Source organism: Clostridium tepidiprofundi DSM 19306 (assembly GCF_001594005.1).
Classification (GTDB): domain Bacteria; phylum Bacillota; class Clostridia; order Clostridiales; family Clostridiaceae; genus Clostridium_AC; species Clostridium_AC tepidiprofundi.
Genome location: NZ_LTBA01000015.1, coordinates 42,371 through 63,251 on the forward strand (window position 1 = coordinate 42,371; position 20,881 = coordinate 63,251).

Below are 20,881 nucleotides of genomic sequence, written 5' to 3' on the forward strand. Positions count from 1 at the left end.
TAGAATACATTTACTTTATGGAGGTATTGTGATATGCCGAATGAGAGACAGAAGAAGATACGAAATTTCTGTATTATTGCACATATAGATCATGGAAAATCGACACTTGCAGATAGACTTTTAGAGAAAACAGGAACTTTGACTAAGAGAGAAATGGATGAACAGGTTCTTGATACAATGGAACTAGAAAAAGAGAGAGGAATCACTATAAAATCACAAGCGGCAAGACTTGTTTACAAGTATGACGATGGTGAAGAGTATATATTGAATCTAATAGATACTCCAGGTCATGTAGATTTTAATTATGAGGTTTCGAGGAGTTTAGCAGCATGTGAAGGTGCTTTATTAGTTGTTGATGCAACGCAAGGTATACAAGCTCAAACACTAGCGAATTGTTATCTAGCAGTGGATAATGATCTTGAGATAGCACCAGTAATAAATAAAATTGATTTACCAAGTGCTAGACCAGAAGAAGTAAAGAAAGAAATAGAAGATGTGATTGGTATTGAGGCTCATGATGCACCTTTAGTTTCTGCAAAGACTGGGTTGAATATTGATGATATTTTTAAAGTTATTATTGAAAAGATTCCTGCACCTTCTGGTGATGAAAATAAACCTTTAAAGGCACTTATTTTTGATTCATATTACGATAGCTATAAAGGTGTAGTATGCTATGTAAGACTGATAGATGGGAAGGTTAAAAAAGGTACAAAAATTAGATTTATGGCTTCTAATAAAGTATATGAAGTTACTGAAGTTGGCGTATTTACACCTGATTATATGGCTATATCTGAACTTAGAGCGGGTGATGTTGGATATATTACAGCGTCTATCAAAAATGTTAGAGATGCTCACGTAGGAGATACCATTACAGAAAATGATAATCCAGCAGATAAACCTTTAGAAGGTTATAGGCCTGCTATTCCTATGGTTTATAGTGGAATTTATCCTATTGATGGTGCAAAATATGAAGAATTAAAAGAAGCAATAGAAAAACTTCAATTAAATGATGCTGCACTTTCATTTGAACCAGAGACATCGATAGCATTAGGGTTTGGATTTAGATGTGGTTTTTTAGGATTGCTCCATATGGAAATAATACAAGAAAGAATAGAAAGAGAATTTAATATTGATATTATTACTACGGCTCCATCGGTTATATACAAAGTGTATAAGACTGACGGTGAGCTTATTGAAATAACAAATCCTACTAATATGCCTGAACCATCTGAAATTAAACATATGGAAGAGCCAATTGTAAGTGCATCAATTATTGCTCCGTCAGATTATGTTGGTGCTATAATGGAATTATGTCAGGACAGGCGTGGTGTGTTTATAAATATGGAATATATTGAAACTACAAGAGTTCTAATAAAATACGATATTCCTCTTAATGAAATTATTTACGACTTCTTCGATGCACTTAAATCGAGAACGAGAGGATATGCGTCATTTGATTATGAATTAAAAGGTTATAAACAAACAAAATTGGTTAAATTAGACATATTGCTAAACAAAGAAAAAGTAGATGCATTGTCTATGATTGTGCCTGAAGAAAGAGCTTATTTAAGAGGAAGAAATATGGCACAAAAATTAAAGGAGTTAATTCCTAGACAACTTTTTGAAATTCCTATTCAGGCTACTGTTGGAACTAAAGTTATTGCGAGAGAAACTATAAAGGCTTTGAGGAAAGATGTGTTAGCTAAATGCTACGGTGGTGATATTTCAAGAAAGAAGAAACTTTTAGAAAAACAGAAAAAAGGTAAGAAGAGAATGAGACAAGTAGGAAGTGTAGAAGTTCCTCAAGAAGCATTTATGGCGGTACTTAAGGTGGATGATTAAAAATGCATTCAATAAAGCATATAAGAACTTTGTTCTTGTATGCTTTTAAAATATTTTAAATATTTTTGTGCAATATATTTTGATATTTTGAAATAATAATTAAGAGAGGTCATAATTTATGAAGGAATTAGCCTTGTACATACATATTCCATTTTGCAAGCAGAAATGCTTTTATTGTGATTTTAAGTCATATAGTGGTAAAGATGAATTGATGAATGATTATATAGAGGCATTATGTAAAGAAATTGAACGTAATAATGACAAAGTATTTAAAACAATATTTATTGGCGGAGGTACTCCTACCTATTTGTCAGAAGATAACTTGATTGCTTTGCTGAAAACAATAAACGCATTGAAAACATCAGAAGAATTAGAGTTTACTATTGAAGGCAATCCAGGTACATTTACAAAGCGAAAATTAAAAATATTAAAAGATATGGGAGTAAACAGATTAAGTATTGGCGTCCAAGCGTGGCAAGACTTTTTATTAAAAAATCTTGGGAGAATTCATACAATACAAGAATTTATTACAGGTTATGAATTAGCAAGACAAATGGGATTTACAAATATCAATGTTGATTTAATGTTTGGACTACCAGAACAAACATTGAATCATTGGGAGGAAACTTTAACAAATATTGTAAAATTAAATCCGGAACATGTATCATGCTATAGCTTAATAATAGAGGAAGGAACGCCATTCTTTAATAAGTATGAAGAAGGCAAATTGACATTACCAGATGAAGATACTGAAAGAAGTATGTATCATATTGCATTAGAAATTTTAGAATCAAGAGGTTATAATCAATATGAAATTTCAAATTTTTCTTTGCCGAATTGTGAGTGTAAACATAATTTAGCTTATTGGGAATTAGGAGAATATATTGGGTGTGGAGTATCGGCACATTCATATGTAGATGGATATAGAGTAGAGAATATACATTCTATCAAGGAATATATAAGAAGAATGAATAATAAATTGAGTCCAGTATTTTCTGCTCATAAAAATTCAAAAAATGATGATATAGAGGAATTTATGTTTATGGGACTAAGAAAGATTAAGGGAATTAGCAAAGAAGAGTTTAAAATAAGATTCTCTACGGGTATTTATGAAATATATAGAGATGTAATACGTAAATTTAAGTATAGTGGTTTATTAATTGAGGATGATAGTTCACTTAGATTATCTCCTAAAGGTGTGGAAATATCAAATTACATTCTTTCAGAATTTATTTTAGATAGATAAAATGAGTAATATGAAATAATTTAAAGAAATAACGATATAATTTTAAATAATTCAATATAAAAGTGATATATCATATATAGAAGTAATTGACAAAAATAAATCTTAGTGATATTTTAAGAACATAGTCATTAGCACTCGAGTTGAGTGAGTGCTAACAAAGAGGTGATGGTATTTGATGAATGAAAGAAAAATAAGAATACTTGAAGCCATAATCAATGATTATATACAAACAGGAGAGCCAGTAGGATCTAGGACTATAGCAAAGAAATATAATCTTGGTATTAGTTCTGCAACTATAAGAAATGAAATGGCAGACCTTGAAGAATTAGGGTATATTGAGCATATTCACAGTTCTTCTGGAAGGATTCCATCTGACTTGGGATATAGGCTTTACGTTGATGAATTGATGAAAGTCAAAGAATTGTCGCTTGAAGAGGAATTGATAATCAAGAGCAAGTTGCTATCAGAAGCTTTATATCAGATTGATAAGATTGTAGAAAGAGCAACATCACTTCTTTCTGATTTAACAAAGCTAGCATGTATTGTTAAAGCTCCATCTATGAAAAAGAGCTTTGTAAAATGCATTCAGCTTTTAAAGATTGACAGCAATAATGTATTGGTTGTTATAGTTACTGATAGTGGAATTATTAAAAACAATGTTATAAGGATTAGTCAACCAGTAGACAGAATTAATTTAGAAAAGTTAAGTTATTTACTTAATATGAGGTTAAAAGGGTTGACAGTAGATGACATTGATTTGGAAGTAATAAATAATATAAAAAATGATTTTGTTGGTCATGATGATATTTTTAATGCTCTTATTCCAACTATATATGATAGCTTAAAGAGTATGGAGACACCTCAGGTTTATTCCACTGGAGAGACGAATATATTTAACTATAATGAATACAATGATGTTGAAAAAGCAAGAGCTTTCTTGGAATTAATAAATAATCAAGATTACATCAAAGATTTATTAGAAAACAGCATGGGTGGTGATAATAAGCTATCAATCATTATTGGTGAAGAGAACAAGATAGAAGAAGCGAAGGATTGTAGCATAATTTCAGCTGTGTATTCTGTAAAGGATAGACCACTTGGAGTGATAGGAGTTATTGGACCGAAGCGAATACGCTATGATAAGATAGTACCATTATTGAATGAATTCATTAATGAGCTTAATAGAAAGCTAAATGATATCTATTATGACTATTGATCGATTTTACAAGACTCCTACTTCTATAAGTGGGAGATTGAAGATTTTGATTTAGCAAAACGAGTTCGCTGTGTTTTGTAGATAAATATTTTGGTACAAAATCATATGCATGAATGGAGGAAGAAGGCATTGGAAAATAGGGTTGATGAAAAAAAAGAGCATAAAGAAGAAAATATAATCAATGAAACAGATGATATGAATAATACTGACAATGTAGTTGAAAATGAAACAGAAGATGAAATTGTTGAAGAAGTTGAACATGATGAAGAAGTCAATAAGGAAAATGAGGTACAGAAATTGAAAGATGAAAATAGAACATTAAAAGATGAACTAAAGAAAATAAACAATATATTGTCTACAGTGCAAGAAAAGCATTTAAGGCTTACTGCTGAGTATGATAATTATAGAAAAAGAACTGTAAAAGAAAAAGAAAATATTTATACTGATTCATGTGCAGATGTTTTAAAAGAATTTCTACCTGTTTTAGATAACTTAGAAAGGGCAGTCGAGGCAGAAGGAAATATAGATGAGTTAAAAAAAGGTGTAGAGATGACATTAAAGCAGTTTTATTCAGCTTTGGAAAAGCTTAATGTTGAAGAAATACCTACTGAAGGAGGTTTCGACCCTAATATTCATAATGCAGTTATGCATATAGAAAGTAAAGAGTTTGGTAATAATGAAATTATTGAAGTGTTTCAAAAAGGTTATAGAAGAGGAGAAAAAGTACTCCGTTACAGTATGGTAAAGGTAGCAAATTAATATACTGAAACAATATTCAGAGTGAAAAAATATGATGTAGGAGGTAACAAAAATGGGAAAGATTATAGGAATTGATTTAGGAACTACAAATTCTTGTGTTGCGGTTATGGAAGGTGGGGATCCAGTTGTAATCCCTAATTCAGAGGGAGCTAGAACAACACCATCAGTTGTTTCATTTCAGGCAAATGGTGAGAGATTAGTAGGTCAAGTTGCTAAAAGACAGGCAATCACAAATCCAGATAAGACAATAATTTCAATTAAAAGATTAATGGGAACAGATCATAAGGTTAAGATAGATGACAAAGAATATTCTCCACAAGAGATTTCAGCTATGATTCTTCAAAAAATAAAGAAAGATGCTGAAAGTTATTTAGGAGAACCTGTTACAGAAGCAGTTATTACAGTACCAGCTTACTTTAATGACAGCCAAAGACAAGCAACTAAAGATGCTGGTAAGATTGCAGGATTAAATGTTAGAAGAATAATCAATGAACCAACAGCAGCTTCATTAGCTTATGGATTGGATAAGATGGATCAAAATCAAAAGATTCTTGTTTACGATCTTGGTGGTGGAACATTTGACGTATCAATATTAGAGTTAGGTGATGGTGTTTTTGAGGTAATGTCTACAAATGGTGACACTCATCTTGGTGGAGATGATTTTGACCAAAAAATAATTGATTACATTGCTGATACTTTTAAAGCTGAAAATGGAATAGATTTAAGAAATGATAAAATGGCTTTACAGAGATTAAAAGAAGCTGCTGAGAAAGCTAAAATAGAGCTTTCTTCATCAACTCAAACAAATATTAATTTGCCATTTATTACAGCTGATGCAACAGGACCAAAACACATAGATATGAATATTACGAGAGCTAAGTTCAATGAGTTAACTCATGACTTAGTAAATAGGACAATAGAGCCTATGAAAAAGGCATTAAAAGATGCAGAGCTTTCAATGAGTGATATAGATAAAGTTATACTTGTTGGTGGTTCAACAAGAATACCAGCTGTACAAGAAGCTGTTAAAAACTTTACAGGCAAAGAACCTTCAAAAGGAATTAATCCTGATGAATGTGTTGCTGTTGGAGCAGCAATTCAAGCAGGAGTATTAACTGGAGAAGTAAAAGATGTATTGCTTCTAGATGTTACTCCATTAACATTAGGTATTGAAACTTTAGGTGGAGTTGCAACACCACTAATAGAAAGGAATACAACTATACCAACTAAAAAGAGTCAAATATTCTCTACTGCTGCTGATGGTCAGACATCTGTTGAAATACATGTTGTTCAAGGTGAAAGACAGATGGCAGCTGATAATAAGACGCTTGGTAGATTTACATTATCAGGAATTGCTCCAGCACCAAGAGGAGTTCCTCAAATCGAAGTTACATTTGATATAGATGCAAATGGTATAGTTAATGTATCAGCTAAAGATAAAGCAACAGGAAAGGAAGCAAATATTACAATAACTGCTACAACAAACTTGTCTGAAGAAGAAATTCAGAAGGCTGTTGATGAAGCTAAGAGATTTGAAGAAGAAGATAAGAAGAGAAAAGAAGCAATTGAAGTAAAGAATAATGCAGAGCAGGCTGTTTATCAAACAGAAAAGACATTACAGGAGTTAGGTGATAAAGTTTCTGCAGAAGATAAAGCTAAGGTAGAAGATAAGCTTAATGCACTTAAGTCTCTTAAAGAAGGAAATGATATTGAAGCTATTAAGAAAGCAACTGAAGAATTAACTCAAGAATTCTATGCAATATCATCAAAAATGTATCAACAAGCAAATCCACAAGGCGCACAAGGAGCACAAGGTGCAGGATTTAATACAGGAGATATGGGTGGTACAGCAGAGCAACCAGGAAATGATGATAATGTAGTAGATGCTGATTATGAAGTAAAAGAGGATAAATAGATTTTACAATAACATTAAGGGAAGGGTATTTACTCCTCCCTTAATTTGAGTATTATAGTACTATGAGTATTATGTTAAATTTTAAATTTATTTTAGCTAGGTGGTGAAACTGCGGATGGCAAAGGATTATTATAAAATTTTAGGGTTAGAAAAAGGTGCAAGTGAAGCTGATATTAAAAAAGCATTTAAGAAACTTGCACTTAAGTACCATCCAGATAGAAATTCAGGTAATAAGGAAGCAGAGGAAAAATTTAAAGAGATAAATGAAGCATATCAAATATTGTCCGATCCAGAAAAGAAGGCAAGATATGATCAGTTTGGGACTGCTGATTTTAGTGGTGGATTCAGTGGCTTTAATGGTGCGGGATTTGATTTTTCGGATTTAGGAGATATATTTGGAGATATATTTGGTGGCGGCTTTGGTGGCTTCGGTGGTTTTGGAGGTTCATCAAGAAGAAATACTAATGCACCAAGAAAGGGTGCAGATATTGAGACTACGATTAATTTAACTTTTGAAGAAGCTGCATTTGGTGTAGAGAAGAATATTACAATAACTAAAAGGGAAAAATGTGAAGTGTGTTCAGGAACAGGAGCAAACCCTGGAACTTCTCCACGAAAATGTGATAAGTGTGGGGGAACTGGTATTATAAGACAAACTAGAAGCACTGCTTTTGGTAGTTTTACTACTCAAACAACATGTGATAAATGCGGTGGTAAAGGTGAAATAATAGATAGCCCTTGCAAAAATTGTAATGGAACTGGTACTGTAAAAAAAGAGAAAAATATTAAGATAAATATTCCAGCTGGTGTCGATACTGGAAATGTGATTCCACTAAGAGGACATGGACAGCCAGGAAGTAATGGTGGACCTCCTGGTGATTTATATGTTCATATTAGAGTTATGCCTCATAAACGATTTGTTAGAAAGGGTAATGATATATATATAGAAGAGCATATATCAATTGGCAAGGCAATATTTGGTGCAGAAATAGATGTTCCTACAATAGATGGAACTGTTTCATATAAAATACCATCAGGAACTCAATCGGGTACTGTGTTCAGATTAAAGGGTAAAGGTATACAAAGAGTTAATGGTTATGGCAGAGGAGATCAATATGTAAAAGTAATTGTTGATATTCCTAAAAAATTAAATGATAAGCAAAAGGAAGCACTTGTAAAATTTATGGAGGCTTCGGGTGAAGATATTAATTCGACTGATGGAAATAAAAAAGGTTTTTTCAAGAATATGTTTAAGTAATGATTAATATCGGCTTACTTCATAGTATGGAGTAAGCTTTTTGGCTAATGAACTTGTTTTGTTAAAGCAAAAAGTTTCAATCTTCCACTTACAGAAGAGGAAGTTTTGTAGAATCGATAAATATAATTGAGGTGATACGTATGGATAAAGAATGGATTGAAGTTACTGTAGTAACAAGCAGTGAAGCTGTTGAGGCGGTTACGGGAATATTTTATAATGTTGATGTTAAAGGAATTTCTATATTGGATTCAGAAGATGTAGAATTTAAGAAAAAAAATGAAAGCGATTGGGATTATTTTGATGAAAGTTTGCTAAATATTAAAAATGGTGCAGTTGTTAAAGCATATTTTAAACAAGATGAAACATTCAATGAAAAGCTAGAATATATTAAAAAGAAAATTGATGACTTAGATAAAGTTGGGCTCGACAAGGGAGAAGGTTTGATTACTGTAGCTAAAGTTAATGAAGAGGATTGGGAAAACAATTGGAAAAAATATTATAAGCCTACTAAAGTTGGCGAAAATATTGTTGTAAAACCTATATGGGAAGAATATAATAAAAAAGATGATGAAATAGTTCTAGAATTAGATCCAGGAATGGCTTTTGGTACGGGAACCCATGAAACAACTAGAATGTGTATAAAGGCATTAGAGAAATATGTTGATAATGATGCAATAGTTTTTGATATAGGAACAGGCTCGGGAATATTATCTATAGCAGCAGCAAAACTAGGTGCCAAAAATGTTATAGGGGTGGATTTGGATCCAGTTGCAGTTGCTTCAGCAAAAAAGAATGTTGGTTTTAATAAAATAGATAATATTGAAATACTGCATGGGAATTTAATGGAAGTTGTTAAAGGAAAGGCAGATATTGTTGTAGCAAATATTATTGCAGATATTATTTTATTATTGACTGAAGATGTTAAAAAGTTTATTGTACCTGGAGGAAAATTTATTTCATCTGGTATAATATTAGATAGGAAAGATGATATTATAAATAAGCTTGAGGACTGTGGATTTAAAATTGATGAAGTAAATATTGAAGGTGAATGGACTTGTATAGTTGCTTCGTTGTTATGATTTTTATAAAACATATTAATCATACTTTCGCTTATATTTTAAATGAGAGGATGTAATTGATGCATAAATTTTTTGTACCTGAGGATAAATTTTATGACGGTTTTGCGGTTATTGAAGGTGATGATGTAAAACACATTTATAAAGTATTGAGATTGGGTATAGGGGAGAAAATAAGCATAAATAATTGCAATGGTAATGAATTTCTTGGTGAGATTGTAGAAGTGAACAAAAGGGAAGTCAAAGTTAATATAATGAAGGAATTACCATTAAACAATGAGAGTACAATTGGTGTGTTTTTATTTCAAGGATTGCCTAAGAGCAGCAAGATGGATTTGATTATACAAAAAACAACTGAATTAGGTATTAAAGCTATTAATCCAGTTAGTATGAAACGAGTTGTTGCAAATGGAACTAAAGATATGAAGCTTGAGAGATGGAACAGGATTGCACTTGAAGCGTGTAAGCAAAGTAAGAGAAGTTTAATTCCTGTTGTTAATAAACTTTGTACTTTTGAAGAAATGATTTCACAACTTAAAAATATGGATTTGGTAGTTGTACCATATGAAAATAAAAAAGGGTATGGTTTAAAAAGATTATTTAATAAAATAGATAAAATGAATATTAAAAATATTGCTATTGTAATTGGTCCAGAAGGTGGATTTGAAGACTATGAAATTAACATTTTGGAAAGTATAGGTGCTGAAATAGTTACATTAGGACCTAGAATTTTAAGAACAGAAACAGCAGGTTTTACTGCATTGAGTATTATTATGTATGAAATAGGAGACTTAGGAGGAAACATGTAATGAAGGTTGCTTTTGCTACTTTAGGTTGCAGAGTGAATATGTATGAAACAGAGGCAATGTCAGAGCTATTCATTAAAGAAGGACATGAAATAATACCTTTTAATAAAATAGCAGATGTATATATTATTAATACTTGTACAGTTACAAATATGGGCGATAAAAAATCCAGACAAATGATAAATAGAGCTAGGAGAAAAAATGAAAATGCAGTTATTGCGGTGGTAGGATGTTATTCACAAATAGCACCTAAAGAAATAAGCAGTATTGAAGGAGTAGATATTGTACTTGGAACAAGGAATAAAAGCAAAATAGTGCATTATGTTAATAGATTTATTGAAGAGAAAAAGCAGATAATAAAAGTGGATGATGTACTACATAATAAAATATTTGACGACTTAAATATTGAAGAATATCAATACAAAACAAGAGCATTTTTAAAAATACAAGATGGATGTAACAGATTTTGCTCTTATTGCTTAATACCTTATGCAAGAGGTGCTGTATGTAGCAAAGAACCTAAAAAAGTGATTGAGGAAGTACATAAATTAGCAGAACATGGATTTAAAGAGATAATATTATCAGGTATACATATAGCTTCGTATGGCTTTGAACTAAAGGGAAATTGGAATTTGATTAAAATATTAGAAGAAGTGAATAATGTAGAAGGAATTGAAAGAATAAGAATAGGTTCAATTGACCCTACATTTTTTACTGAAGATGTTATAAAGAATATTTCACATATGGATAAAATGTGTCCACATTTTCATTTATCGCTTCAAAGTGGTTGTGATGAAACTTTGAAAAGAATGAATAGAAGGTATTCAACTAGCGAATATAGAACTGTCGTGCAAAATTTAAGAAAACACATTAAGGATATTTCAATAACGACAGATATAATAGTTGGTTTTCCAGGTGAAACAGATTATGAATTTAATAAAACATATGAATTTTTAAAAGAAATAGAATTATCCAAAATGCATATATTTAAGTATAGTCCTAGAAGCGGAACAAAAGCTGCAAAAATGCAGTGTCAAGTGGATGGTAAAGTAAAGGATATTAGAAGTCATAAATTGATTGAATTAAATGAGAAGTTAGAAAAGCAATTTATGCAAAAATATATTGGTAGAAATATGGAAGTATTATATGAGCAAAAGAGTAAAGAACATGAAGGATATTATGAGGGGTATACTCCAAATTATATTCGTGTTTTATCTAAAATGAATGATGATGTATTTATAGGAAAGGTGTTACCAACTAAATTACATAATGTTGATAAAGAATTTATGTATGGAACTATAAATTTTTAAATATCAATATTGCAGGAATATTGATAAAAATGTTGAATGTTATAGTAGTTTTGAGGGAGGTGAAAACATGGAGAATTGTATTTTTTGTAAAATAATTAATAATGAAATTCCTAGCGAGAAGGTATATGAAGATGATAAAGTATTGTGTTTTAAGGATATCAATCCTGAAGCACCTGTTCATATTCTAATAATTCCAAAGGAACACATAAGCAGTGTTAATGAATTGAATGAAGAAAATGCAGATATTATTTCGTATATATTTTTGATTGCGAAAAAATTAGCTAAACAACTAGGAATAGCTGAAAATGGGTATAGAATAGTTAATAATTGTGGAAATGATGGGGGTCAGACAGTAGAGCATATACATTTTCATATGCTAGGAGGAAGAAATCTTCAGTGGCCACCGGGATAGATTTGTTAAATAATATTGACATTTAACAAATTTGTGTTGTATAATTTAAAACGTGCTATTTATTCCCGTAATGCTGTTGCTTATTTAATTAAAAAGACTAGCGGAGGGAGGGATATGGATGTCAGAAATTAAAGTAAGAGAAAATGAATCACTAGAGAGTGCTTTAAAAAGATTTAAGAGAGAATGCGCTAAGGCTGGTGTTTTAGCAGAAGTTAGAAAAAGAGAACACTATGAAAAGCCTAGTGTAAAAAGAAAAAAGAAATCAGAAGCTGCTAGAAGAAGAAAAAGAAAATAGAAAAATTGAAAGAGGGTAAGATTTAATGTCCTTAAAGGAGATTCTACAGCAAGATTGGAAGGATGCTTTAAAGGCAAAAAATAAATTTAAAGCTAATACTATAAGTATGGCTAAAGCAGCTATATTGCAAGCAGAAAAAAGTGGAACGTCCGTGATAGATGATGATGATATTATTCAGATTCTATCAAGAGAAGTTAAACAGAGACGTGAAGCATTGGAAGAGTTTGAAAAAGCTAACAGACAGGATTTAGTTGATAAGACTAAAGATGAAATTGAAATTTTACTTGAATACCTTCCAAAGCAGTTGTCAAAAGATGAAATAATGGAAATTATTCGTCAAGCAGCAGTCGATGAGGGAGCAAATAGTATGAAAGATATGGGCAGGGTTATGTCTGCAGTAGTTCCTAAAACTAAAGGAAGAGCAGATGGAAAGCTTGTCAGTCAATTGGTAAAGGAATACTTAAACAAATAATAAAGACCTAGTTTATCTAGGTCTATTTTTATGCCTATTTTTTGCTTATATTCTCAAAATGTCATTAATTAAGATTATCATTCATAGATTATAATGGAATGCTAAAAGAGGTGATATTTTGAGAAACAAAATTGACAAGTCAAAGGAAATTATTGCAGAGAAATTAGATTTACCAAGAGAAGTTGTAATGGATTTACCTAAAATAACTATAATAGCTAATACCGAAATAAACATAGAAGGACATAAAGGAATTTTAATGTTTACGGAAAATGAGATTCAAGTTAATACAAAGCAGGGAATAGTAGTTGTTATGGGAAGTAATTTAGAAATATCATATTTAGGGGGAAGTACGATTACCTTAAAAGGATTTTTTAATAGCGTACTATATGATAAAAATGAGCAATAATAAGACTATTAATAAAGGAATTGTGATTATTGAGATTACAGCTATTAATCCCGATAGCTTTGTAAATATTTTATGGAGAAATGGTATAGAAATAAAAAGAGTACACAAGGAAAATATTTGCACATACACTATGCAAATAAATGCTTGTGATCTAAAAAAAGTGGAAAGTATTGCCGAAAATTATGGTGTTAAAGTGAGTGTTTTAAAAAAGTATGGAGTTAAATTTATAATTTTAAGATATAGAAAAAGAAAAGCATTTTTGTTTGGAAGTATTTTATTTATTCTTATGATATATTATTTAGCTTCCTTTATATGGAGTGTCAATATAGATACAGAATATAATATTTCGCCATATGAAATAAGAAAAGAATTATTAACTTGGGGTATACACCCAGGCATAAGCAAGAGAAAAATAGATATTTTTGAAATAGAGGATAGATTGATGAGAGAAAATGATGAAATAGTTTGGGCAAAAGTTCGTGTTGAGGGTACTCATCTTCATATTAAAATTTCAGAAAGGCAAACTCCACCTAATCTTATAAAAGATGATACTCCATGTAACCTGGTAGCAAATAGAGATGGTGAAATAATAAGAGTATATACTAAGGCTGGAACTGCTGTGGTTTCAGAAGGAGATATGGTTAGAAAAGGTGAGATTTTAGTTAATGGTAGACAGGGTAGTGAAGGAGCGGAATATTTAGTTCATGCTGACGGAAAAGTAATAGCTAAAACTTTTTATGAAAAGAGTAAAATATTGAAATCATATAAAATTATTAGGAAAAGAACGGGCAAAAAATCAAGAAAAGTTTATTTTACCGTATTAGGTAAAAAAATATTTATAAAAAATGATTTAAATAATTTCAAAAACTATGATAAAATAATAAATAATACCTTATTTTTTAAAAATGAAATTTATTATGAAGTGGAAGAGGAAAGAGAAGAAATAGAAGACTGTGATGATATGATTCAAGGTGCATTTAAAGAGTTATACGATGATATAACAGTTAATTTTGATAAATCTGTTAAAATAGTTGATAAAATTAAGGATGTTAAATTTGATGGCGATAAATATAAAATTAGACTTGTTGTAGTAGTCGAAGAAAATATTGCAGTTCCTCAAAAGATAGAATATGTAGATGAAGATTAGTCATATAATCACTCAAGCTAAAAAGGTGGGTATGTCATGAAAGATAAAATTATGAATTTAATGAAAATATATAAGGTAAAAATGGTAATTATATTTGTTATAACTTTTGTTGCTACATTTGGTGTTTTAATAAGTGCATTGGCACCTAAAATGTACTCATTAAAGGAAGGCGATATAGCTGTAGAAAACATTAAAGCACCATATGATATCGAAGATACTTTGGCTACTGAAAAGAAGAGACAGGAAGTTTTAAAGTCAGTACAAGATCAATACACTGTGCTAAGAAGTGTAAAGGGAGATGTTATTCAAACAATTGACAATCTGATTTCCAAAGTAATAGAGATTAAGGGTGCTAATATAAATATTCAGATTAATGATGGAGTTGAGGATAGTAAAGAGCTTTCAGAGAAAGATAAGAAAGTATTAGCAGAAAAAAGAAAGAAATTGGAACAAGCAGCTCAAAATCAGAAAAAAATAATTAAGCTAAAAAGGTTAAAGGAAGAATCTCCAATAAAGCTATCTGATGAAAACTATGAAATTCTTTTAGAATTAAATATTTCAGAATTAGAGCAATTAAAAAATTTCTTAGAAAATGTAATGTCGGAACTATATGATGAATTCCAGATAAATGCAAAGAAACCTGTAAAGAAGTTACAAAATAATTCTTCAGATGATATTACTAATAATCATGATAATAATATTATCGATAATGCTTATGATGAAATAAAGTTGGAAGATCAAAAAAAGGCACAAGATTTTATTGAATCACAATTTAATAAATCTGAGTTTTCTAAGCAAATAAAAGAATTGGGAAAATCAATTGGGTTTACTCAAGTTAGGGCAAATGTAATGTATGATGAGGCTAAAACTAAAAAATTAAGATATGAAGCTCTTAGCGAGGTAAAACCTATTATAATAAAAAAGGATCAGATTATTATAAAAGAAGGTGAACCAGTTACTAAAGCTCAAATTCAGTTATTGAGAGATTTACATAAATTGAATGATAGCAGTAGTTCAATTTGGTATAGGTATTTATGCATAGGCTTACTTATAATAATTACAATGGTAATACAATTGATGTATTTATATAAATATCATATAGATATTTTTCATAATACTAAAACAATTATTTTGATAAATTTAGTGAATTTTATAAGTTTACTTTTAGCTAGGACAATAAGCATAGTAAACCCGTATTTAATACCATTAGCGTGTGCTCCTATGCTTTTATCGTTATTGATAAATGATGATGTTGCCATAATTTCAAGTGTTATAAATACTATTTTAATAAGTGCCGTTATTCAATTTAATGTACCTGTTACGGTTTTAGCAGTAGTTGATGCCATAATTGGTGTTATAATGTTAAAAAATATGGATCAAAGAAGTGATATACTGTATTCATCGGTATTTACGGCTATTGCTAATTTGGCATTTGTTTTTATTCTCTTAATTGTTAGAAATAATAGTGATTTTGTGAAAATTATCATTGATTCAGGTTTGGCTTTTTTAGCGTGTGTTCTTGCTGGAGTATTGACAATAGGATTTTTACCGTTTTTCGAAAGTATATTTGACATAATTACAACAATTAAATTGCTGGAACTTTCAAATCCAAATCAACCTCTTTTAAAGAAATTATTAATAGAGGCACCGGGAACTTATCACCATAGCGTTCTTGTTGCAAATTTGGCTGAGCTTGCAGCAGAGGCTGTAAATGCAAATTCAGTGTTGGCAAGAGTTGCTGCATATTATCATGATGTAGGCAAGCTTAAAAGACCTTATTTCTTTAAAGAGAATCAAAGAGGTAACAATCCTCATGATAAGATTACTCCTAATTTAAGTACTTTAATAATTATTTCTCATGTCAAAGATGGTATTGAACTGGCAAAACAATATAAAGTACCTGAAGTTATTCAAGATATTATTGAGCAGCATCACGGTACATCATTGGTAAAATACTTTTATATAACAATGAAAAATAATAGTGATAAACCCGATGAAGTGAGAGAAGAAGATTTTATGTATCCAGGGCCTAGACCTATGAGTAAAGAAGCGGGTATTATAATGCTTGCAGATGGTGTTGAAGCAGCAGTTAGATCAATTAGTGAACCAAGTAAGGGTAAAATAGAGGAAATGGTCAATAATATTATTAAGAGTAGGCTTAATGAAGGACAACTTGATGATTGCGATTTGACATTAAAAGATCTTGAAAAAATAAGGAAAGCATTTTTAAAAGGACTTTCAGGGATATATCATAATAGGATTGAATATCCTAAGCTTTCAGAAAAAATACAAGAATTAGATAGGAGATAGTTATGATATACATTGATAATAGGCAAGAAAAGATTAATGTTACAGATGAACTTGAAAAAAAAATAGAATATGTTATTGATTTTACACTAAAAAGGGAAGAATTTAAAAAGGACTACGAAATAAGTGTTATTTTTGTTGACAATGCTCGTATAAGAGAGATAAATAAGTGTCAGAGAAATATTGATAAAGCAACAGATGTATTATCTTTTCCAATGATTGAGTATGAAGATGGAAAGGTATTTAAGGAATTGTATTTGCATTATGATTTTGACAGTGCTTGTTATGATGGTGATAATTTAATATTAGGTGATATAGCTATTTCTCTTGAAAAGGCACAAGAGCAGAGCATAGAATACAATCACTCTTTTGAAAGGGAAGTGTGCTATTTGATTGTTCATTCAGTACTTCATCTTTTAGGGTATGACCATATGAATGAAGCTGATAAAACAAAGATGAGAGAAAGGGAGAAAGAAATATTAGACGAACTAAAGATATACAGATAGGAAATTTGATTTTCTATTAAAACATAAGTAAGGCATGCAAGTTTTGCATGTCTTAAATAATAAGCAGATAATAAGGATGGATGTCATGAAAAAAAGTTTATTGGATAGTTTTAATTATGCATTTGAGGGAATTATAAAAGCTATCATAGAAGAAAGAAATATGAAGATACATGTTACTATTACTATTGCGGTATTGATTGTGTGTTTTTTTTGTGATTTGAGCAAAATTGAGATATTGATAGTTGGAATTACTATTTCTTTAGTACTTATAACTGAGATGATTAATACAGCATTAGAAGATGCTCTTGATGCATATTTTAGTGAATATAATAATTATGTTAAAAATGCTAAAGATATTGCTGCTGGAGCGGTATTGATATCTGTTATTAATTCTATTATAGTAGGGTATATTATATTTAGTGACAAATTAAAGCCTATTGCATATAATGTCTTAGAAAAAATTAAAAATTCAAATTCTCATATTGTTTTTTTGATATTAATTATAGTTATTTCAATTACATTGATATTAAAGATTTTAAATGGTAAAGGTACACCCTTCATGGGTGGTATGCCAAGTGGTCATAGTGCAGTGGCTTTTTCTATAGCTACGTCCATTGCATATTTAACTAGAACACCGTCGGGAATAATATTGGGATTTGTTTTGGCGATTATTGTTGCACAAAGCAGAGTGGATTCAAAGACTCATTCTATATTTGAAGTTATTTTAGGTGGTTTATTAGGAAGTTTAATTACAATATTAATTTTTCAACTTTTATTGTAGAATAATGTGAAAAGAATTGTTAATCTTATTGAATTAGTGATATAATTTACTTACGCTAGTTATTTTGTTTACATACGTTTGGAGGTTAGGTATGAATTACAATGATTTAGTAAAAAAAGCAATTGAGGCAAAAAAATTTGCTTATACGCCATATTCAAATTTTAAAGTTGGTGCGGCGCTAATTACGGAAGATGGTACAGTTTACACGGGAGCTAATATTGAAAATGCATCCTATGGTGCTACAAATTGTGCCGAAAGAACAGCTATTTTTAAGGCTGTTTCAGAAGGACATACTAAAATAAAAGCATTGGCGGTTGTAGGTGATGAATCACAGTACACTTATCCATGTGGTATATGTAGACAGGTTATGATTGAATTTGCAACTGAAGATTTTAAAATTATAATTGTGAAGAATAAAGATGAATACATGGTGAAAACTATAGAGGAGATATTGCCAGGAGCTTTCACAATAGAAAATCTCAAAAAACATTAAAAAATTAATTATTAAGAACTGCGAGGAGGAAATATGTTCAAATCAGGATTTGTGACAATAATTGGTAGACCTAATGTGGGTAAGTCAACACTTTCAAATTATATTATGGGTGAAAAATTATCTATTGTTTCTAGTAAACCTCAGACGACTAGAAACAATATTCATACTATATTAACCAGGGATGATTTTCAGGTTGTTTTTGTTGACACACCAGGTATACATAAACCTAGACATAAGCTAGGTGAATTTATGGTAAAAATAGCTGAGGAATCAATAAAAGAAGTAGATATAATTTTATTCATTACCACACCAGATGATGAAGTTGGTAGAGGAGATCAATATATTTTAGAACAGCTAAGAAATGTTAATATACCTGTTATACTTTTAATAAATAAAATTGATGAGAGTACACCAGAAAATATAGCTAAAACAATAAAAAATTATTCTGAATTCTTCGATTTTGCAGAAGTTATACCTATATCGGCTAGAAAGGGTAAAAATATTGATATTTTGTTAGATGTAATGAAAAAATATCTACCTGAAGGGCCAAAGTATTATCCTGACGATATGATAACTGATAAACAGGAAAGATTTATCGTTATGGAAATAATTCGTGAAAAGGCATTAAGACTCTTAGAACAAGAAGTTCCACATGGAATAGCGATTGAGATTCTTTCTATGAAGAAGGATAGGAAGGGTATATACAATATAGAGGCAAATTTATTGTGTGAAAAAGCTTCTCATAAACCCATCATAATAGGAAAGGGTGGTAGTAAGCTCAAAAAAATATCAAGATATGCTAGAATGGATATAGAAAAGTTTTTGGATTCTAAAGTTTATTTAAGAATTTGGGTAAAGGTAAAAGAAGAGTGGAGAGATAGCCCATTCTTATTGAAAGAGCTTGGATACAAGGATTAAAACTTACAATGATGTCTTTGGGGGGATGGTTTTCTGTCAGTTTTTAAAACAAGAGCTGTAGTGCTGAAAACTCAAGATTTTAAAGAGAATGACAAATTAGTATGGCTATTTACCGAAAAACTAGGTAAGATTTCGGCAATAGCCAAAAATGCAAAGAAGGGAAATAGTAAATTAAGAGTAGCTACATTACCATTTTGTTATGGCGATTTTGTTGTATATAGAGGTAAATCATTGTATACAATAAATGAGGTAAGCATTATAGATTCATTTCAAGTATTTTTAGGCGATATTGAGACGTTAACATATACATCATATTTAAATGAATTGATAGATATTTCTCTACCTGATGAAGAAAGCAATAGGGATTTGTTTAGAATTTTTATGACAGCATATTACTTAATCAAAAATGATGTAGGTGATTTAGAAGTACTCATAAGAGCTTTTGAAATAAAGCTATTAGAGGCAACAGGTTATGGCATTAATATGGAGTATTGTAGTATTTGTAGAAATAAAATTCAAAGATCGAATTATATAGATACTAGGTATTTTGGGGCAGTTTGTGATAAGTGCAGTACATCTACCTGTGTAAAAGTAAGCAATACTACATATAATGCATTAAGATTTTTAAGCAATTTGCCGTTAGAAAGATTTTATAGGCTTATTTTAGATGATAATTCAAAAAAAGAATTGTATCAGTTATTGTCAAATATTATATCTCAAATATATAAGAGAAAACCGAAATCTCTAGAATTATTATTAAATTTAAAGGAGTGATATTATGTCAGACATTACATTGGAAAAGATAGACATAATTAGAGAAAGAGTGAACGTTTCATACGCAGAAGCTAAGGAAGCATTAGAAGCTAGTAATGGTGATGTTGTTGATGCTTTAATTTACATTGAGGAAAAAAGTAATAGGAATGATGAAAAAATTTATGAGGAATTTCATACTACTCAAGGTGAGTTCAAGCAGTGGCTTAAGGATTTGGTAAGGAAAGGCAATGTTTCAAGAATCAAAATTAAGAAAGACGATAGGGTGCTTATAGATATTCCTGTGAATGCTGGGCTAGCAGCAGGTATATTAACGCTTATTTATCCTCAATTGTTAGCTTTAGGAATACTTACAGCTGTTGTTACTAAGATTACTGTTGAAATAACAAGAAAAGATGGTACAGTTGAGGTTGTTAATACTATAATAAAGAATGCTGTTGATGATATAAAGGAAAAAGTTAATGATTTAAAAAATGAAGTAGAGCATAAGGCAAATAACAAAGAAAGCGAAGACGGTAAAGAAAAATTTTATCAGTACAGTGTTAAGTTTGATGATGTTGAAGAAGAGGAATATAAAGAGAACGTCAACAAAGATAAAACAAACAATGAATCTGATATTGATAATGAATAGTCAAAGGAGCCAGCATTTTCGCTGGCTTTTTTAAAGAGAATGATATAATGTGTAATAGGCAATACTAAATGTAATTTATTTCAGCTCTAAAGAGCAAAATCTAGTTTGATCTATCTATCAAGCAAAAATTAAATGCCAAATTTTACACTTAATTACATATGATTTTTCAAAAAAAGACTAAGCATATTTTTTTTAATAATTGTTAAAAATTTTTATAATAATCTTTACTTTTTATCACCTCCATAGTACAATTTATATATCATAAATAACGTATTTGTGTACGTTTATTTAAGTAGTTAATATCTTCAATAGTT

21 protein-coding genes are annotated in these 20,881 nt (G+C 30.3%); all 21 read left to right on the top strand.

All coding sequences use genetic code 11. The features are described 5' to 3' along the window. The first annotated feature begins 33 nt into the window (after window positions 1-33). The 21 genes from lepA to CLTEP_RS07760 all read left to right on the top strand — a co-directional run bounded on the left by lepA (window position 34) and on the right by CLTEP_RS07760 (window position 20,567). Complete coding sequence (lepA, locus tag CLTEP_RS07660) at window positions 34-1,842, top strand: translation elongation factor 4 (protein WP_066825010.1); 1,809 nt, start codon at window positions 34-36, stop codon at window positions 1,840-1,842. A 118-nt stretch (window positions 1,843-1,960) separates the two neighbouring features. Then, window positions 1,961-3,088, top strand: a complete 1,128-nt coding sequence (hemW, locus tag CLTEP_RS07665; protein WP_066825013.1) for a radical SAM family heme chaperone HemW — start codon at window positions 1,961-1,963, stop codon at window positions 3,086-3,088. A 175-nt stretch (window positions 3,089-3,263) separates the two neighbouring features. After that, entirely contained in the window at window positions 3,264-4,304 is a 1,041-nt protein-coding gene (gene hrcA / locus CLTEP_RS07670) for a heat-inducible transcriptional repressor HrcA (RefSeq protein WP_066825015.1), read from the top strand. Window positions 4,305-4,409: 105 nt separating this feature from the next. After that, on the top strand, window positions 4,410-5,063 hold the full coding sequence (gene grpE, locus CLTEP_RS07675; protein WP_066825017.1) for a nucleotide exchange factor GrpE: 654 nt from the start codon (window positions 4,410-4,412) through the stop codon (window positions 5,061-5,063). A 52-nt stretch (window positions 5,064-5,115) separates the two neighbouring features. Next, window positions 5,116-6,978 (top strand): molecular chaperone DnaK, encoded by a 1,863-nt coding sequence (gene dnaK, locus CLTEP_RS07680; protein ID WP_066825019.1) that lies wholly within the window; start codon window positions 5,116-5,118, stop codon window positions 6,976-6,978. 115 nt (window positions 6,979-7,093) lie between these two features. Then, entirely contained in the window at window positions 7,094-8,236 is a 1,143-nt protein-coding gene (gene dnaJ, locus CLTEP_RS07685) for a molecular chaperone DnaJ (protein ID WP_066825021.1), read from the top strand. Window positions 8,237-8,376: 140 nt separating this feature from the next. After that, a complete protein-coding gene (gene prmA / locus CLTEP_RS07690) occupies window positions 8,377-9,315 on the top strand; it encodes a 50S ribosomal protein L11 methyltransferase (RefSeq protein WP_066825024.1) in 939 nt (312 codons plus the stop codon). Window positions 9,316-9,374: 59 nt separating this feature from the next. After that, on the top strand, window positions 9,375-10,121 hold the full coding sequence (locus tag CLTEP_RS07695; RefSeq protein WP_066825026.1) for an RsmE family RNA methyltransferase: 747 nt from the start codon (window positions 9,375-9,377) through the stop codon (window positions 10,119-10,121). Next, window positions 10,121-11,428, top strand: a complete 1,308-nt coding sequence (gene mtaB / locus CLTEP_RS07700; protein ID WP_066825028.1) for a tRNA (N(6)-L-threonylcarbamoyladenosine(37)-C(2))-methylthiotransferase MtaB — start codon at window positions 10,121-10,123, stop codon at window positions 11,426-11,428. Before CLTEP_RS07695 ends, mtaB begins: the two co-directional genes overlap by 1 nt. A 67-nt stretch (window positions 11,429-11,495) precedes the next feature. Further along, window positions 11,496-11,840 carry a histidine triad nucleotide-binding protein gene (locus CLTEP_RS07705; protein WP_066825031.1) on the top strand — a complete coding sequence of 115 codons (345 nt, stop codon included), beginning with the start codon at window positions 11,496-11,498 and terminating at the stop codon, window positions 11,838-11,840. Window positions 11,841-11,958: 118 nt separating this feature from the next. Next, entirely contained in the window at window positions 11,959-12,135 is a 177-nt protein-coding gene (rpsU, locus tag CLTEP_RS07710; protein ID WP_066825035.1) for a 30S ribosomal protein S21, read from the top strand. 25 nt (window positions 12,136-12,160) lie between these two features. After that, window positions 12,161-12,607: a GatB/YqeY domain-containing protein gene (locus tag CLTEP_RS07715; protein ID WP_066825037.1), complete on the top strand. Its 447-nt coding sequence runs from the start codon at window positions 12,161-12,163 to the stop codon at window positions 12,605-12,607. 118 nt (window positions 12,608-12,725) lie between these two features. Next, window positions 12,726-13,013, top strand: coding sequence for a sporulation protein YqfC (yqfC, locus tag CLTEP_RS07720; RefSeq protein ID WP_066825040.1), 288 nt, complete (start codon window positions 12,726-12,728; stop codon window positions 13,011-13,013). After that, complete coding sequence (gene yqfD, locus CLTEP_RS07725; protein WP_084364762.1) at window positions 12,994-14,160, top strand: sporulation protein YqfD; 1,167 nt, start codon at window positions 12,994-12,996, stop codon at window positions 14,158-14,160. The genes yqfC and yqfD overlap by 20 nt, the downstream gene beginning before the upstream one ends. A gap of 36 nt (window positions 14,161-14,196) precedes the next feature. Continuing rightward, window positions 14,197-16,470, top strand: coding sequence for an HD family phosphohydrolase (locus tag CLTEP_RS07730; RefSeq protein WP_066825042.1), 2,274 nt, complete (start codon window positions 14,197-14,199; stop codon window positions 16,468-16,470). 2 nt (window positions 16,471-16,472) lie between these two features. Further along, window positions 16,473-16,973 (top strand): rRNA maturation RNase YbeY, encoded by a 501-nt coding sequence (gene ybeY, locus CLTEP_RS07735; protein WP_066825044.1) that lies wholly within the window; start codon window positions 16,473-16,475, stop codon window positions 16,971-16,973. 85 nt (window positions 16,974-17,058) lie between these two features. Beyond that, window positions 17,059-17,754, top strand: a complete 696-nt coding sequence (locus tag CLTEP_RS07740) for a diacylglycerol kinase (protein WP_066825046.1) — start codon at window positions 17,059-17,061, stop codon at window positions 17,752-17,754. 91 nt (window positions 17,755-17,845) lie between these two features. Next, the gene (locus CLTEP_RS07745) at window positions 17,846-18,247 is read left to right on the top strand and encodes a cytidine deaminase (protein ID WP_066825048.1); all 402 of its coding nucleotides are present in this window, start codon (window positions 17,846-17,848) and stop codon (window positions 18,245-18,247) included. A gap of 33 nt (window positions 18,248-18,280) precedes the next feature. Next, a complete protein-coding gene (era, locus tag CLTEP_RS07750) occupies window positions 18,281-19,165 on the top strand; it encodes a GTPase Era (protein WP_066825049.1) in 885 nt (294 codons plus the stop codon). A gap of 33 nt (window positions 19,166-19,198) precedes the next feature. Beyond that, window positions 19,199-19,939 (top strand): DNA repair protein RecO, encoded by a 741-nt coding sequence (recO, locus tag CLTEP_RS07755; protein ID WP_066825050.1) that lies wholly within the window; start codon window positions 19,199-19,201, stop codon window positions 19,937-19,939. Window positions 19,940-19,943: 4 nt separating this feature from the next. Then, window positions 19,944-20,567 (top strand): DUF4342 domain-containing protein, encoded by a 624-nt coding sequence (locus CLTEP_RS07760; protein ID WP_066825051.1) that lies wholly within the window; start codon window positions 19,944-19,946, stop codon window positions 20,565-20,567. Window positions 20,568-20,881: the final 314 nt, after the last annotated feature.